This is a genomic window from Ignavibacteriota bacterium (genome assembly GCA_016707525.1).
In the GTDB taxonomy this organism is placed as follows: Bacteria; Bacteroidota; Ignavibacteria; order UBA10030; family UBA6906; genus JAGDMK01.
Genome location: JADJHP010000014.1, coordinates 90,411 through 106,398 on the forward strand (window position 1 = coordinate 90,411; position 15,988 = coordinate 106,398).

Here is a 15,988-nt window from a genome sequence, read left to right on the forward strand (position 1 = left end):
CCGTTTCCAGGGATCCTGATGCGCGCAGCCGTTCCCATGCGGGCCCGTTGTCTCTTTTCTGTGCCTGCGTTGTGCGGGCTCCTGGTCGGGATCGTGTCGTGTTCCGAACCCGTGCCACGGGCAGGGTTGACCGCAGTCTGGGCGGTGAATGAGACCGAAAAGGTCCGCCGGGATGACCTGGAACACCCTGCACGGCAGGGACAGGATGATGGGCTATGGGATGGCCGGACGATCCGGTTGTTCGGCGGAAGGAATGAGATCATCGGCTTCCAGCTCATCCTGGAAGCCCGCGGCACGGGCGCAACGAGGGTTGACGTGCGTCTCGATTCCCTCGAAGCGGGTGGAGTTGCCATCAGCAGCAAGCCGGTGACCGCTGATCCTTTTGATTTTCGCGGCCGGAACATCGAGTTGTTCCTCGAACATTATGTGTTCGTGAAGGAACGGAGTGATTGGTGGCTTGCATCAGCGCGGCCCCTCCCGGATGGGGACCACATCGGATGGATCCCCGATGCCCTTGTCCCATTCACGGCGCCGGGTCCGCGTGGTGTGAGAACCGTGCCGTTCTCCATCGCGGCAGGGCAACTCCAAGGGGTGTGGGTGGATATCTATGTCCCGCGTACCATGCCGGCGGGACGCTACCGGGGCGATGTGCGCGTGATCGAGGATTCTGTCACGACGTTCACGGTGCCGGTCGAGCTTCAGGTGTACGATCTCGTGCTCTCGGACACGACGCATCTTCACAATCATTTCTTCTGGGGTTGGCCCACGATCGCGGCACGTCATGGTGCCGAACGGGATTCGCCACGGTACCGGGAGATCTTCCACGCGTACGAGAAGCTCTTCCATCGTCATCGGTTGGATCTGATCGACGGTTCGCGCACGCTCGATGAATTCCGCTCCCATCTGGCGGGGTACTACACCGGCCGGGAGTTCACCCTGCAACGGGGCTATGATGGTCCCGGGATCGGCATCGGACAGCAGACGTACAGCATCGGGACGTATGATCAGCCGACGGACGGGTGGAGGTCGGGCTTCTATCCGGACACACCAGAGGCGTGGCAGCAGGCATCGAATGCGTGGGAGAAATGGTTCCGGGAGAACGCCCCTGCGGTCTGGCGATTCAAGTACATGGAAGATGAGCCGCCCTATTCGCACTGGCCGGCGATCCGGCAGAAGGGCCTCTGGATACGGGAGGGGAAAGGGATCGGCAGGGCCCTGGGGACGCATGTGACGACACGCATGGGAGAGGAGTTGACGGGGGCCATCTCGATCTGGATGACCGGCGGACATGCCGGGTGGAGAGACAGTGGTGGCACGACGGGGTTCGATCTTCCCCGCGTGCGGGAGCGCCAGGCTGCAGGAGAAAAGGTCGGCTTCTACAATGGACAACGTCCGTCGTACGGGGATCCCGGGACGCTGGACAATTTCGCAGCCGATGCACGCGTGAATCCCTGGATCGCGTGGAAGTACCACGCCGATATGTACTTCGTCTGGGAAACCGCGTTCTATGCCGATGGTGGGGCGAATGCCTGGCAACAGGTCGTTGCCGGGACCCTCGTCTATGCGGGCGAGGACCAGAAGTTTCCTGATGACAGTCGCGGGCTTGCCGGACCTGTGGCATCTCTACGGCTGAAGAATTTGCGCAGAGGATTCCAGGACTACGAATATCTCTGGCTTGCAGATCGCCATGGGATCGAGACGCGGCCGTTCGTCGATCCCGTGGTTCCGGCTGCATTCAATGATTACAACGGTTCGACGTTCACGAATCAGTCGGATCAGCCTCTGTGGGCCCAACACGGAGTGATGTACGAGAAGGCAAGGCGGGCCATCGCCGAGGCGCTCCACAAAGCGGCAGGGCGATCCGGATCACGTTCAACGTCCACGACCCCGGGGAAAGCGAAGTGAAGAGAGCGAAGTATAGGATGAGGTTGTGGTATCTGGCCGCGTTGGTCTTCCTTGCCATAGGTCTCCCGCAGGACCTTCAGGCGAGGTCGTACTACGTTTCTCCCCTCGGCAACGATGGTGCTGCCGGGACGATCGGCGATCCCTGGCGGACCTTCGCGAAAGCCAGTTCCGGTTTGCAGCCCGGCGACACCGTGTACTTCCGGGAGGGGAGCTACAACGAGCGGTTCATTCCCGAAGATGACGGCGCACAAGGGAATCCGATCGTGTACAGGGCATACCCCGGCGAGACTGTGGTGATCAACGGAGCGAGTGGCGATGATCTCACGGTCATGGCGTTCTTTCACAGCCACCTCGTCATCGAAGGATTCACGATCCGCAATCAGAACTACTACCGCGTCCCCGGCAAGTCCGTGTACTGGGTCCAGCTGGAAGGCAACGACATCACGTTCCGGAGGAACCGTGTCATTGCCGATGGCGATGTCTTCGATAACATCTATGTCCGCGATGCGAATTCCCGTGGGATCGTGGTCGCAGGAAAGCGCATCATCGTGGAACACTGTTTCGTCCGCGGACACGTGATCGGGATCATGATCGCCGGTGGGTCCCCCCGATGGGCCATCATCCGGAATGACACGGTGCATGCGACGGGGCAGAATAACATCGATGTCGGCGGCACGGATGATAGCAGCATCGAATATCATGCGACGCTCATCGAATCCTGTGTCCTGGATACCTCGATCATCGAGGACAATATCCAGTTCGAACCGGACTACAGTGACCCCTCGAGCACGATGCACAATCGGGGGACCATCGTCCGCAACTCCATCCTGGGGAACGCGGTCGAGAATGCCATCGATCTCAAAGGGGCCGGGCACACCATCATCGAGAACAACCTGATCTTCAGCTCCAGCGGGGATGATGATGGGCCGCTCGATGGACACGATACGAACAGTGGCGCCGGGATCGAAACCAGTCCTGCTGTTCCGACCCGGTTCACCATCGTCCGCGGGAATGTGATCTGGGACCATTCCACCGGCCTGACCATGGCCGAGGGAGACCACTACTTCAATAACACGATCCTGAATAACCGGCGGTCGTGGCAGGGGCCTGATCGGACCACGGGAGATCATACGTGTCTTCGTGCGTGGAACTATCCTTCTGTGAACCGTGCGTTCGTGAACAACATCGTCGGCGGGATGCCCACGGCGCCTGTTTTCGATTGGCGCATGGATTGGGGAGACAAGTTCCTGCTGGACAACAATTTGTATTTCGAGCGGAGCGGACCGGTGACGTTCCTCCATCGGGTGAACGGCTCGATGGTCACGGTCCGCGGCCTGCAGGAATGGCAGAGCGGCCTCCTGTCCTACGGCGGCTATGGCTATTTGGACGGAAGGGACCAGAATAGCCGTGAAGCGGACCCGCTGTTCTTCAATGCGCCCGATGTGCCCATCGGATATGATCCTGCCTGGGATTTCCGGACGGTGCCCGAGTCTCCCGGCATCGACGCCGGACGGTCGGTCGCCTCTGCGGTTGCCACCGGCACGAACAGCACATCGCTGGAGGTCAATGATGCGTACTTCTTCTTCGACGGGTTCGACATCACGGACGGCGACCTCATCAAGATCGGTGCGTCGGCTGCCGTCCGTATCACGGACATCAACTACGCGGCGAATATGATCACGCTGGCTGAGCCCCGCAACTGGTCGGCGGGAGAGGGGGTCCATCTTGACTACTGGGGAGCCAATCCGGACATCGGGGCCTTCGAATATTCCGGCACAAGTCAGCCCCCCGTGCCGGACCAGCCCCGGCTCTCCAGCCCTGCGGTCGGCACGACCGAAGTCGATCTGAACGTTGCGCTTGTCTGGGAGCGGGCGAACAATGCGGCCTCGTATGAACTCCATGTTGCAACGGACCAGACGTTCGATGCGCCCGTGCTTACCCGGAGCGGCATCACTGCGCTGAGCTACACGGTGCGGAACATGGCCGATAATACGACCCACTACTGGCGTGTCCGCTCCTCGAACGGTGTCGGGAGCAGCGACTGGAGTGACGTGCGTTGGTTCACGACCATGAGGCTGGACTCCGTACCGCCACCGCCGACGACCGGTTCCCCGGAGGATGGAATGACGGGGGTCAGCACCAATCCGCAATTCTCCTGGAACCGTATAGCGAATGCCCAGTCCTACCGGTTCCAGTTGAGCCGCAATCCGAACTTTCTGACAACGATCCAGGATCTCTCGGGTCTGACCGGGACCACGGTTGACGTTTCGGGGTTGGCGAACAACACTACCTATTACTGGCGGGTGAACGCATCATCACCGAAGGGGGCGGGACCCTGGTCCCTCATTGCGACGCTCACCACGTTCGCCGCCCCTCCGACGTTCGGGTCCGAGGCACTGTCGAACGGGATGTTCTTGAATGGCACATCCGACTGGTCATTCCTGACGGACGGCATTGCAACATTCACCGTCACCGGCCCGGGCTTCCGGAAAAGCACATCCGGCAAGGTGATCGTGGCGCAACCCGGCACCGCTTCGCACTTATATCAGGGAAACCTGCTGCTGTCGTCGGATTCCACCTATCGCCTGAGTTTCGCGGCGTACTCGTCCACGGGCAATGATATGGAAGTGGCGATGCAGAAGGGAGCCTCGTCGTCGTTGTCGTATGGCCTTCTGGAGACGGTGCCGCTGACGACCGGGTGGAATGTCTTTGTGTATGAGTTCAAGCCAAGGAACTTCTCGGGGTTGGTGAATGATGCACGGCTGCGGTTCTCGTTCAGCAGGTTCGGTGTGGCGGGTGATATCTTTTCGTTCGACAATATCCGCTTTCTGGCGGTGAACGCAGGGAGTCTGCCGCCTCCCGAGTTGCTGCCGGTCGACTATGCCCTGGAAGCGAATTTCCCCAATCCCTTCAATCCGGTGACGACCATCCGGTACGCGATCCCTGCCGATACCCGTGTGCGGCTTGACGTCTACAATATACTCGGACAACATGTCAAGACGCTCGTGAACGAACAGCAACGGCTTGGCACGTACAATGTCCGTGTGGATATGTCGGGGCGCGCGAGCGGGGTGTATTTCTACACCCTGCAGGCGGATGCCTTCCGGCAGACACGCAAGTTCCTGCTCATGAAATAGTATCAGGTGATACGCATGATGGTGTTCACTCCGGTGTGTATGCACGTGTAGCGTCGGTCCCGCGTGCCGGACCGACCTGGCATCAAGAGGAACAGATCGAGGTGTGACAAAAAAAGGCATCCCGCAAAGAGCGGGATGCCTTTTTGTATTACGTACTGCTGTTCTACGGCCGGAAAGAGCGGCCTACCAGCCCGAACCACCGTACAGCATTTCCAGACTGTTGAACGCGTCGGCCGGGATCTGCGGGATACCCGTTGCGGACTTGGCGACCGGTGCCGGGATACCCGGGATGGAATTGACGTCCACGAACGGGATGCTGGAACCCCACTTCGCGTTGATGACCCGCAGGAATTCGTTGGCAACGATGCCGGCGCCGCGGGAGGAGGGATGGACACCGTCCAGGCTGAAGATACCGCCGGACACGTAGTCGGCCGTGTACCTCACCCCCTGCACCGTGAGAGCATTGGCCTTGATGCCCTTGAAGAAGGCATTCACATCCACAAGGGCTGCGCCCCTGGCTGCGGCAACAGTTGCGATCGTGGAGTTGAAGGCCGCGACGGCGTCGCCGGCGGTGGTCTGCTCGGCAGCGTCAAGCACCAATGCATCGGGCCACGGATTCTGCGGATGGAACCCGAACGGCTTGGTGGTGTCGATCGGGGCGGCCACGGGGATGCCCTTGTCGCGGTACCATTTGCCGGTCGGCTGACCCAGCAACGACGCATACGGGCTGCCGGTCAGCGTGAGCAACGGAGCGCCGGTCTCGGTCAGCTTCGTTGAATCAAAGGACATGCTCGTGTTCCCGTGCTTCTGATAGCGCAGATAGACGTTGGCGGGAATGAGCGGTGCCACCTTCGGCCCGATCGTGTTGAAGAAGGGGATCGAGCGGACGTCAGGGATGTTCGCCACGACGATCTTGGCATTCGGCAGTGCGTTGCGCAGGGAATCGAGTGCCTGGGCATACAGCACACCGAAGATAGCGGACGATGTCGGTGCGCTGGGCGACACGCCGCCGCTCGTCGCAAACCCGAGGACGTCGTTGTTGCCCAACCAGAACGTCACGAGGTCCGGATTGAGGGCCTTTGCCTGGTGGAAGATCGTCTTGCCGAGTGCGGCCTGGCGCAGGACGAGCATGAACAGCGGGTTGCTCCGCGGCGGTCCCGCCTTCGCGGCGAACGCCGTCGTGTCAAGGAAGTCGAACAGCACCGCACCCGGGATGCCAAGGTTGTCGTACGGCCGTGCGAGCACGGAATTCGTCGGTGCCCCCGGTGCGAGGCCCTTGGGTCCGATCACCGGTCCGACCAGACTGATGATCTCGTAGCGGGATGCTTTCCCCGTTGCATCCGGAGTTCCCGGATCGGAGTACCACGGCATCTCGTAGGGGCCGAGCTGGGCACCGGCAAGCGCGAGCTGCTTCGCGATCAGGTTCGGGAACGCATAGAGCTGTCCGCTCTGATACAGGCCGCTCGACTGGTAGCCGGCAGTGAGGCTGTTCCCGATCGCCACATACTTCCTGACGGTCACGGGATCCAGCGTCCCCTTCGGCGCATCGCTCGGCGGCGTGCTGACATCACAGCCGACGAAGAGGCTTGCAGCAGCGAACAGCGCGATAAAGAGATTGATGATCTTCATCGAAACACTCCAGTGGTTGTGATGTTAGAAAGAATACTCGAAGTTCACGCCGAGCAGGTTGACCGTCGACTTGTACGTGCCATCAAAATTGTTCTCATGGATGGTGTTTTCGGCCTTCCGTTCGGAGAACTTGATGAACAGATACGCGACATCGACGTTCAGGTGCTGCGAGAGCTGATAGCCGAATCCGATGTTATAGCCGATGCGGTTCGCATCGGGCAGGAGCGGCTCGAGGTATTCCGTCTTGACCGGCGAGTGGTCGTAGTACACGCCGCCGCGGAGCTTCCAGCAGCCGAGATCGTACTCGCCACCCAACCTGATGATATATGTGTCTTGGTAGTTCTTCGGCGAAGCCGAGGAGGTGTTGTTCTTCTTGAATTCCACCTTGAGCTCATCGTACGAGGACCACCCGATGTACTGATAGTCGGCCTCGAGGGTGAACACGTCCGTGACCTTGTACGCAACGGCAGCGAAGCCGGTCGCAGGAAGTTCCAGCGATGCCGCGGCATCACCCACGGGGAAACTCAGCGCAGCGTAATTCGGGGTGAAATCCGCCGTGCCTTCCGCATCGATCTTGACAGAGCTGCGGTAGGAGAGGCCAACCGACAGGTCGGTGGTCGGCTTGTACAGCAGGCCGACGTTGAAGCCCATCCCGGTCCCGCTCAGGTCGAGGTTGACCATCGGTTCCGTCGGTGTTGCCACGCTTGCCACAGGGACCCTGCGTGAAAGAGTGACCTCCCCGGTGACATAGTTGAAGCCCGCGCCAATGGACAGATTGTCGAGGATCCTATAGGAGAGGGTCGGGGTGAAGAAGAACGTCTTCAGATCGACCTTGACCGTGATGAATCGTCCGACCCAGGTCTCCGGCCACTCGGTTCCAAGCCCGTAGGGGTTGTTCACGCCGAAGCCCGCCGTGAGTCCATCAGCGATGGGGTATACCACGTATCCGTTGATAGGGTTGAAGATCTGCGTGTTCATTTTATTCTCGGCACCGGAGTTGTTCTGCGTCGGGCCGTAAAACGAAACCTTCGGCATGATCAGGGTGACGCCGGCATACGCTGACGCGGTGTTCTGAAAGCCCAGACCTGCAGGGTTCCAGAAGATCGCAGATCCATCGGTCGCACGGGCTGCAAACGCTCCCGCCTGCGCCATTCCCTTTGCACCGTGCTCGTTCAGCTGGAACCCGCCCGCAAAAGCGTTGGATGCCAGCAGGAGGGCCATGAACACGAAGATGCAGAGACCTCGCGCAATGGACATAAGTGTTCCTTTCGTGTAGTTGAAATGTGCTGCGTGAGAAGATTACGGCCTGAAGCGTGTAGCGGGAGCGTATCCCTTGAGTGGTCAGCCGATAGGGTAGACGTGCATGCAAACCTACACAACGCACCTCATAAAAGCACCAGAAAACTTCCCCCCGTAGAGACACCATTTCGCCCGGTGTTGAATATTTCAACACCCCTCGGGGGTGGCAATTCGTCAACATTTTGTGTAAGATTTCGTATCTATCATGGGAAAGCTGTCCATGAACATGAAGAATCTCTCTATATCGCCAGCCACGGTGCGGGGGACAGCCCTCCTCGCGCTTGGCGTGTTCGTCGTGATCGCCGGAGTCACCTTCTACAATATGGCGAGCATTCCGACGGACGAGAACGTGTTCATGACGTCGCCGTCCCGGATCATGATCACCGCCCCTATCCCGGCACGCCTGGAGGGCCTCCCCGGCCCAGGGTGGGCAAGGGGACTCTCGCCGGGAGCAGCCAGCTCACGAAGCTGGAACAAGGTGACCTTCTGACCATGGTGGAGATGGAGCCTGTTCGCACCATCAAGGCCTCCCGTGAGGCCCTGGCGAAGGTCCGCGCTGATAGCGTGACGGTCAGAGCGTATCGCGCCAGCGCCGATGCGTATCTCACCTTCGTCCTCCGTACGGAAGAGTTGCGTCATGGGGCGTTCACCGAACTTCCACCCTCTGTCATTATTATCTCTGTCCTCCCGGGAGGCGCCTCGGACCGCGCGGGTATGCGTGTCGGCGATGTCATCTCACGCATCAACGGTGTGGGTTTCACCGATGCCCAGGATGCGGACGCAACGCTGCGCAGGGGAAAGAGCGGCACCGCCACGCTCTATGAAGGATTCCGGGGGACCGATCCGATCGTTCTTCAGGTGAAGCTCACGCAGTTCGGCTTTCCGCTGTCCCTCCTGATCTTCTCGCTCACGGGCATCGCGTATATGCTCTTCGGGGCGTTCCTCATCAATAAGCGTCCCGATCTGGTCTCTGCCCGTACGATAGGATGGCAGTTCCTCGGCATGGGATTCGTCATCTCCGTGCTCCTCACGCGGCGCGAACCTGATCCCACACTCTTTGTGATAGGCCGGTTGCTGCTGGGGACCTTAGCGCTGTACTTCGGCACGGCCGCCGGCCTCCATAGTTCCACGGTCTTCCCGGTGGACCGGACCAGCCATGCCCACCGGCGCTGGATCATCCCGGGGCTCTATCTGACCGCCCTGCTTTCTCCGCTCACACTCCTCGTGGGCCAGGAATCGTTCTTCTGGACCCTCTACATGGCGCTCCTTGTCGTGGCGGGGATCATCACGAAAGTGAACATCACACCGCTCCAGCCCGAACAGAAGCGGATGATCCGTTCTCTCCGCTGGACGGTCCTCATCGTGAACGTCATCGTCGTGGCACTGACGATCGGACTGGCCATTGCAGGGATCGGCGGGTATGCCGGATTTGTGGGGATCCTGCTTCTCGGTATCCCCCTGTCCTACCTCTATGTCATCGTCAGGTACCAGCTCATCGATATCGATTTCCGCATCCGGCGGAACGTGCAATACACGGCGCTCAGCTGGGGTTGGGGCATCCTGGTCGGTGTGCTTTTCATCCGGCTGCTCTTTGCCATCCCCGATCTTCCGATCGAGGTACCCGGCATCACGGTCACCGGCCTGTCGGTGGAGATCGACCCGGCGCCGGCATCACCGGAAGATCGCGTGTTCCTCGAGCGTCTCATGATGCTTGCTGCCGGAGCGCTGGTCTGGATCAATCTCTGGTATCTCCGGAAATGGGGACAGGCGTTCATCGACCGGAAATACTATCGCACGCAATTCGACTATCGGCGGGCGGCAGCTTCGCTCGCCGAGGTCCTCTCGTCGCGGCTCTCCATGAACGACATCGCGCGCGGGATCGTTGAGGCCCTCGTGGACCTGATGCGGATACGCAGTGCAGGCTTGCTGGTCTTCCGCAACGGAAAGGAGTGCTGTTGCGAAGCGGTCGCAGGCCTCCCGCGCGAAGCGTGGGAAGGGATCGCATGCACATCCGGGGTCGATCTTGCTGCAGCGATAGGCTCGCATGCACCCCCCGTCCGGGTTGCGCTTCTGCCTGCGGCAGTGGCGTCGCTCCTCGGCGAACACGGGTTCCAGGTTGTCGTGCCCATCCGCTCCCATGACCGCCTCGTCGGGGCATTGCTTGTCGGCGAGAAACTTGCGGATACATCCTTCGGGGAAGAGGACCTTGCGTTCCTGTCGGGTGTCGCGAAGCAGAGCGCGGTGTCCATCGACAACGCATTCCTCTATGAAGAGCACGCCGAGAAGGAGCGGATGCGCCACGAGCTGAATATCGCCCGGCGGATCCAGCTCAGTTCGCTTCCCTCTACCACGCCTGAGGTTCCGGGACTGGACATCGCCGGCATCTCGATCCCGGCACAGGAAGTGGGGGGCGATTTCTACGATTACCTCGGGTGGAACGGGAAGGAACTCATGGTGGTGGTCGGGGACGTCAGCGGCAAAGGAACCTCGGCCGCGCTGTACATGTCGAAGGTCCAGGGGATCCTCCGCTCGTTGTACGGGTTCGACTCGCCGCCGCGAGAGGGGTTCATTCGTGCCAACCGCCTGCTGTGCAGTGATCTCGAACGGTCCTCCTTCGTGACCGCTCTGGGTGCCCGGTATGTGGCCGAGGAGAAACGTTTCACGCTGGTCCGCGCCGGCCATCTCCCCCTGTACCACTATCATGCCGCGGAAGGGCGGGTGGAACTTGTGCTGACCCGTGGTCTGGGCCTCGGATTGAACGATGCGGGAGTGTTCGCGCGCGAACTCGAGGGTCGGGATGTGGGGTTTGCGGCCGGGGACGTCATGCTCTTCATCACCGATGGGGTGACCGAGGCAAGGAATGCATCGGGCGAAGAGTACGGCGACGCGCGCGTGGGTGCGATCCTGCAGGCCCATGCTGGCCTCCCGGCGACGGCAATGCGCGATGCGATCGCCGCGGATGTCCGTGCCTTTGGTGCCGGGCTGGAGCAGCACGACGATCAGACGATCGTCGTCGTCAAGGCGGTGTGATCTGCTTTTCGTTTTTCCATTCCGCTTTCGTATATTCCCTGATCGGATAACCGCTCTCTTATGAAAGTCAACCGCGTGGTCGTCTTCTTTTCCATTGTCTTTGCCGTCTACTTCCTCATCAATGCGTACGTCCTCCGCCGCGGCATGCAGTGCTTTCCAGCGGGTGACCCGATGCGGTCGGTGATCCTGTGGGCTGGCCTCTTCCTTGGGATATCGTTCATTCTCGGACGCGTCCTGGAGAACTACTGGCTGTCCCACGTCAGCGACATCTTTGTGTGGATCGGGTCGTTCTGGCTTGCGGCCCTGGTCTATTTCTTCTTCGCCGTCCTGGTCATCGATCTGCTCCGTCTGAGTGCCGCGATCGTTCCCTGGTTCCCGGCGTCCGTGACGTCCGACCCGTACCCTGCGATGCGCATCCTCTTCTGGAGCGTGACCGCTGTAGTGGGCATGCTGCTCATCGGCGGCCACCTCAATGCGCGATTCCCACGCACCCACCGGATCACCGTCCCGATCGCCAAATCCGCCGACGGTGCACGCGCGGTCCGCGCCGTGTTGATCTCCGACATCCATCTCGGTACGATCGTCGGACGGTCACGACTGCAGGGTATTGCGGAAGAGTTGGAGATACTGAAACCCGACCTCATCCTCCTCGCGGGGGACATCGTGGACGAGGACCTCGCGCCGGTCATCAAAGAGAACACCGGAGAGATCCTGCGCACGATCCACGCGCCCATGGGTGTCTATGGCATCACCGGAAACCACGAATACATTGGCGGTGCCGCGAAGGCCGTTGCGTATCTGCAGGAGCATGGCATCACCATGCTGCGTGACACCTCCGTGGTGCTTGCGCATGGCATCACGCTGGTGGGACGCGAGGACAGAAGCAGCCGCCAGTTCGGCGGGGAGCGGCGCAAGGATCTCACGAGTCTCCTTGAAGGTGTGAGGCGGGACAGGCCCATCATTCTCATGGACCACCAGCCGTTCGATCTGGATAGCGTCGTGGCGGCGGGAGTGGACCTGCAGCTGTCGGGCCACACGCACCACGGTCAACTCTGGCCCTTCAACTATATCACCACCATGGTGTATGAACAGAGTTGGGGATATCTCAGGAAGGGGGAGACGCAGTTCTACGTCTCCAGTGGTGTCGGGAGCTGGGGCCCCCCGGTCCGCATCGGCAACCGCCCCGAGATCGTCGAGATCACGATGACATTCGCCGGCCACCACTGATGGACCACACCCGGGCGATCGATAGGCTGCCCGAAGGCGTGCTGGAACGCCTGGTCCGTGGCATCCGTTCCGGTGACCGGGCATCGTTCCGTGACTTCTTCTTTCTGTTCCAACCCGATGTCTTCCGGTTCATCTTCCGGTTGACCCGCGACAGGCAGGTCGCCGAGGACCTCACGCAGGATACATTCCTGCGGTTCTGGGATGCGCGGGATCGCCTGGACGCAACGGGCTCCCCTGCGAGCTACCTGTTCAGGATCGCACGCAATCTGGTGCTGGACGAAGCGGACCGCCGGAAGCCTTCGCTGGAGATCACCGGCGCGCCGGAAGAGGTTCTCGTTCGCTACTCACGGGACCCGGAGGAAGAGTATGCCAGACGGCTTGCGGCCGATGAGGTTCTGAATGCGCTCACGTACCTCCCCGAACGCAGCCGGGTGGCGTTCGTGCTGAGCCGCTATCATGACATGAACAATGACGAGATCGCGGTGACAATGCAGATCTCGGTGCAGACGGTGAAGAACCAGATAAGCCGCGCCCTGACCCTCCTGCGAAAACGTCTCGTCGACGGCGACGGCGGATAGTACTTTTTTCTTTCTGCGCCGTATTCTCTATAGGCGGCAGGAAGCCTTTCCGGAAGTCCCTTCCAGATCACCCCGCCTCTTCGTTGCCTAAGTCCCGGCAGGTCATGCTCCGTTCTTCCCTGTGTCACAAGTCCAGCGGCGATTCTTTCTGATGTGACAATGTGCCATCAAATCGGTTCCTCTATGTCGTATCTTCAACGTATGGTCGATGTGCCGTTCATGGTGAAGGTCCTCCGGGGCCATGCCTCCCAGGAGGAACGCGAATTCCTGGATGCGTGGCTGAAGGAATCCGATGTTCACCGGGAGGAATTCGCGGCGGTTGCTGAGACGTGGGACAAGGCCGGCCGTGCCGGGGTTCCTGTCGTGCCCGACCCTTTGGGCCAGTGGGCCATTCTTGAATCGAGGCTGAACACTCCGGCCGATATCCCCGTTCCAGTTCACCCGGACCATGCACCGGTACGGATGCCGGAGCTCAGGCGGCGGCCGATGCGGGCGTTCCGGTCGATCGGGGTTGGCATGATGGTGCTTGTCGTCATGGCTGGCCTGACGTCCGGTATCTTCTGGCTGGCAGGCCGGAGCCACCCGGCGGCGACAGAGCGTTCCGTTCCGGGATCCATGATCGGCCCCGAGCGGGAGTACACGACGGCCAACGGCCGCCGTGCAATGATCCCACTGCCGGATGGGACCGTGGTACACCTCAACGCGGCAAGCAGGTTGTCGGTCGATCCTGCGTTCGGAGGTACGGAACGGCGCGTGGTGCTCGAGGGTGAGGCCTATTTCGCCGTTGCGCCCGATCCTTCGAGGCCCTTCCGGGTGTACACCGGTGCGTCATTTACGGAGGTGCGGGGAACAGAGTTCGGCGTGCGGTACCGGCGCGACAAGGTTGACGTGGTCGTTTCCCGCGGAAAGGTCCGCGTCGTGAGCCGGAGCAAAGGCGGGTCGGTCGACCTCGAGAGGGGAGAAGGGGTGACCGCCACGGCGTCGGGTGAATTGTCAAAGCCGCATCGGGTGGACCTCCATACATCGCTCGCCTGGCGGGAGAACCGCATGGCATTCAAGAAGACCCCGCTCGAAGATGTTATGACCGAGATCGAAGAAGTGTACGATATGCATGTGGAATTCAAGACCCCGGCGATCCGTTCGCGGACATTGACCGGGACGTTCTCCGTCGATTCCATCGATGTGGTCCTTTCCCAGATCGCGCTTGCCATGGATGTGTCCATTCATCGTGATGGCCGGACGGTGGTGGTGCGCTGATGACCACACGGCCACATCTCTTCCGGTTCCTGCTGCTCATCGGCCTGCTTCTTCCGGCCGGGCGTGTACTTCCCCAGGAAGGCGAAGGCGAGCCGGTGATGCTGGAGCCCGATGCTTTGAAGTTCGACCCGGTCGCGGAGTGGGGCCAGATCACCGATGGCGGCACTTTTGCCAATGAGAAGATGGCGAAGCCCATCACGCTGGTGATGCGCGACCGGACACTGCGGGAGATCCTGGTGCGTGTGGGTGAGCTCGCCGGCGTTGAACTCGTCTTCAATGACGAGCGGGTGGCAGTTCGCGGTGTGAGCATCGCCGCGGAGCGCAAGCCGGTGCAGCATGTGCTGGATGAGCTCCTCCTCGGGCGCGGCATCAATTACGTCGTCTCTGCGCGCGGACAGGTGATCATCGGGAATGAACAGCGCGTTGCGGAGACCGTGGGCACTCTTCGGGGCGTAGTGCAGGGAAAGAACGGCGAGCCGCTTGTTGGTGCGCATGTCATGATCCGTGGGACGCGGATCGGTGCTTCCGCCGATGTGCTGGGGAAGTACACCATCCCGAAACTGCAGCCCGGGCTCTACACGCTTGAGATCTCGTGCATGGGATTTGCGAAGATCTCCCGTCAGGTGATGGTGCGTGCCGGCGAGACCGTTGCGGCGGATTTCCTGATGGACGAGACGTCGTTCATGATCGGGGCCATCGAGGTGGTGGGTTCCAGCGACGCTCTGCCGCGCGAAGCACAGAGCAAGACCACGATTTCCAGCGCCGAGATCGAACACTTCCAGGCATCCAGTATCGGTGATGTTCTGGATCTCGTGCCGGGGGTGCAGAAGACCGAGAATCCCGGCCTCGGCAAGACCAGCCAGATCGCCCTCCGGGGCCGCGAGCTGGATGTACTTTCGTCGTTCGGGACACTGGTGATGGTGGATGGTATTCCGGTCTCCAACAATGCCAATCTTCAGTTCGAGCAGTACTCCGGTGCCAAGGCAGGCGCGACGACCATGGGGTCGGGGGCCGATCTGCGCACGATCCCGGCGGACAATGTGGCGTCGGTTGAAGTGGTGAGCGGCATGCCTTCGGTGCGCTACGGTGACATGACGTCAGGGTTGATCAATGTGCAGACGAAGATCGGGGCACAACCGAATCGCCTGAAGGTCAAGAATAACCCGGATACGCGGGAGGCGAACCTCGGTGGCGGATTCAATCTCGGAACCGATGGTCTGAGTTACAACGTCAATGTGGCCAGGAGTGAACGCGACGTGCGCAAGGACGGAGATGAATACACCCGTCTGACCGGCCAGCTCGTCCACACGACGACGATGCTGGGTGATGCCCTGACCCTCAGCTCGAAGGTCCACGGACAGAAGATCTTCGATGAGGAAGAGCCGAAGGGCGATGTGTACCGCACGCACAACTATAACCGCGGGCACACGCTGGGCATTGCGGCGTGGGGGAAGTACTCCTTCGTGCCCGGGATCTCGGACCTGGAGTTCAATACCTATCTGACCTACAGGAGAGTGGACAGCCACCGGTCCAAACTCATCCAGGCCGATCTGCGGATCCTGCCGAATGGTGACACGATCTCTTCCTATATCGCACAGGTGGATTCCCGTGGCATTGAATGGACCATCGGCGGGAGGCTGGAGTGGAATAACACGTTCTTCACCGGCGATCTCATCCATCGGACTCTGGTGGGCATGGACATGCAATACAACGCCAACACCGGCGAGGGTCTGCTGCTTGACACACTGTACAATTACTATGGATCGCTGTCAGGGAGACTCCCGTATTCGTTCGACAGTATCCCCGGCCAGATCCTGGCGAGCATCTATGCAGAGGACCGGATCGCGGGGCACTGGGGAGTCGATTTTGCTTTGACCTTCGGGGCGCGTTACGAAATGTATCGTCCGTAGAGCGTGTCCCTGAAAG

General features: G+C 60.7%; 10 protein-coding genes. 8 read left to right on the top strand and 2 right to left on the bottom strand.

The features are described 5' to 3' along the window. Positions 1-18: 18 nt before the first annotated feature. Positions 19-1,905 (top strand): DUF4091 domain-containing protein, encoded by a 1,887-nt coding sequence (locus IPI01_18495; GenBank protein MBK7259747.1) that lies wholly within the window; start codon positions 19-21, stop codon positions 1,903-1,905. Beyond that, on the top strand, positions 1,902-5,042 hold the full coding sequence (locus tag IPI01_18500) for a T9SS type A sorting domain-containing protein (GenBank protein ID MBK7259748.1): 3,141 nt from the start codon (positions 1,902-1,904) through the stop codon (positions 5,040-5,042). Before IPI01_18495 ends, IPI01_18500 begins: the two co-directional genes overlap by 4 nt. 183 nt (positions 5,043-5,225) lie before the next feature. Here IPI01_18500 and IPI01_18505 read toward each other — a convergent pair whose 3' ends face one another. Next, the gene (locus tag IPI01_18505; GenBank protein MBK7259749.1) at positions 5,226-6,671 is read right to left on the bottom strand and encodes a hypothetical protein; all 1,446 of its coding nucleotides are present in this window, start codon (positions 6,669-6,671) and stop codon (positions 5,226-5,228) included. A 24-nt stretch (positions 6,672-6,695) separates the two neighbouring features. Beyond that, positions 6,696-7,928, bottom strand: coding sequence for an outer membrane protein transport protein (locus IPI01_18510; GenBank protein ID MBK7259750.1), 1,233 nt, complete (start codon positions 7,926-7,928; stop codon positions 6,696-6,698). A 262-nt stretch (positions 7,929-8,190) separates the two neighbouring features. Between IPI01_18510 and IPI01_18515 the strand changes: the two genes are divergently transcribed. The 6 genes from IPI01_18515 to IPI01_18540 all read left to right on the top strand — a co-directional run bounded on the left by IPI01_18515 (position 8,191) and on the right by IPI01_18540 (position 15,972). After that, positions 8,191-8,460, top strand: coding sequence for a hypothetical protein (locus IPI01_18515; protein ID MBK7259751.1), 270 nt, complete (start codon positions 8,191-8,193; stop codon positions 8,458-8,460). A gap of 2 nt (positions 8,461-8,462) precedes the next feature. Next, on the top strand, positions 8,463-11,000 hold the full coding sequence (locus tag IPI01_18520; protein MBK7259752.1) for a SpoIIE family protein phosphatase: 2,538 nt from the start codon (positions 8,463-8,465) through the stop codon (positions 10,998-11,000). A 60-nt stretch (positions 11,001-11,060) separates the two neighbouring features. Next, positions 11,061-12,227, top strand: coding sequence for a metallophosphoesterase (locus tag IPI01_18525; GenBank protein ID MBK7259753.1), 1,167 nt, complete (start codon positions 11,061-11,063; stop codon positions 12,225-12,227). Then, on the top strand, positions 12,227-12,805 hold the full coding sequence (locus tag IPI01_18530) for a sigma-70 family RNA polymerase sigma factor (protein MBK7259754.1): 579 nt from the start codon (positions 12,227-12,229) through the stop codon (positions 12,803-12,805). Before IPI01_18525 ends, IPI01_18530 begins: the two co-directional genes overlap by 1 nt. 183 nt (positions 12,806-12,988) lie before the next feature. Then, positions 12,989-14,062 (top strand): FecR domain-containing protein, encoded by a 1,074-nt coding sequence (locus IPI01_18535; GenBank protein MBK7259755.1) that lies wholly within the window; start codon positions 12,989-12,991, stop codon positions 14,060-14,062. Then, a complete protein-coding gene (locus IPI01_18540; protein ID MBK7259756.1) occupies positions 14,062-15,972 on the top strand; it encodes a TonB-dependent receptor plug domain-containing protein in 1,911 nt (636 codons plus the stop codon). The genes IPI01_18535 and IPI01_18540 overlap by 1 nt, the downstream gene beginning before the upstream one ends. Positions 15,973-15,988 lie beyond the last annotated feature (16 nt).

Excerpts from the sequence above, each read along its gene's own strand:
- IPI01_18540 (MBK7259756.1), top strand. The coding sequence starts at position 14,062 with ATGACCACACGGCCACATCTCTTCCGGTTCCTGCTGCTCATCGGCCTG.
- IPI01_18535 (MBK7259755.1), top strand. The coding sequence starts at position 12,989 with ATGTCGTATCTTCAACGTATGGTCGATGTGCCGTTCATGGTGAAGGTC.
- IPI01_18525 (MBK7259753.1), top strand. The coding sequence starts at position 11,061 with ATGAAAGTCAACCGCGTGGTCGTCTTCTTTTCCATTGTCTTTGCCGTC.
- IPI01_18530 (MBK7259754.1), top strand. The coding sequence starts at position 12,227 with ATGGACCACACCCGGGCGATCGATAGGCTGCCCGAAGGCGTGCTGGAA.
- IPI01_18495 (MBK7259747.1), top strand. The coding sequence starts at position 19 with ATGCGCGCAGCCGTTCCCATGCGGGCCCGTTGTCTCTTTTCTGTGCCT.
- IPI01_18515 (MBK7259751.1), top strand. The coding sequence starts at position 8,191 with ATGAACATGAAGAATCTCTCTATATCGCCAGCCACGGTGCGGGGGACA.
- IPI01_18510 (MBK7259750.1), bottom strand. The coding sequence starts at position 7,928 with ATGTCCATTGCGCGAGGTCTCTGCATCTTCGTGTTCATGGCCCTCCTG.
- IPI01_18520 (MBK7259752.1), top strand. The coding sequence starts at position 8,463 with ATGGTGGAGATGGAGCCTGTTCGCACCATCAAGGCCTCCCGTGAGGCC.
- IPI01_18505 (MBK7259749.1), bottom strand. The coding sequence starts at position 6,671 with ATGAAGATCATCAATCTCTTTATCGCGCTGTTCGCTGCTGCAAGCCTC.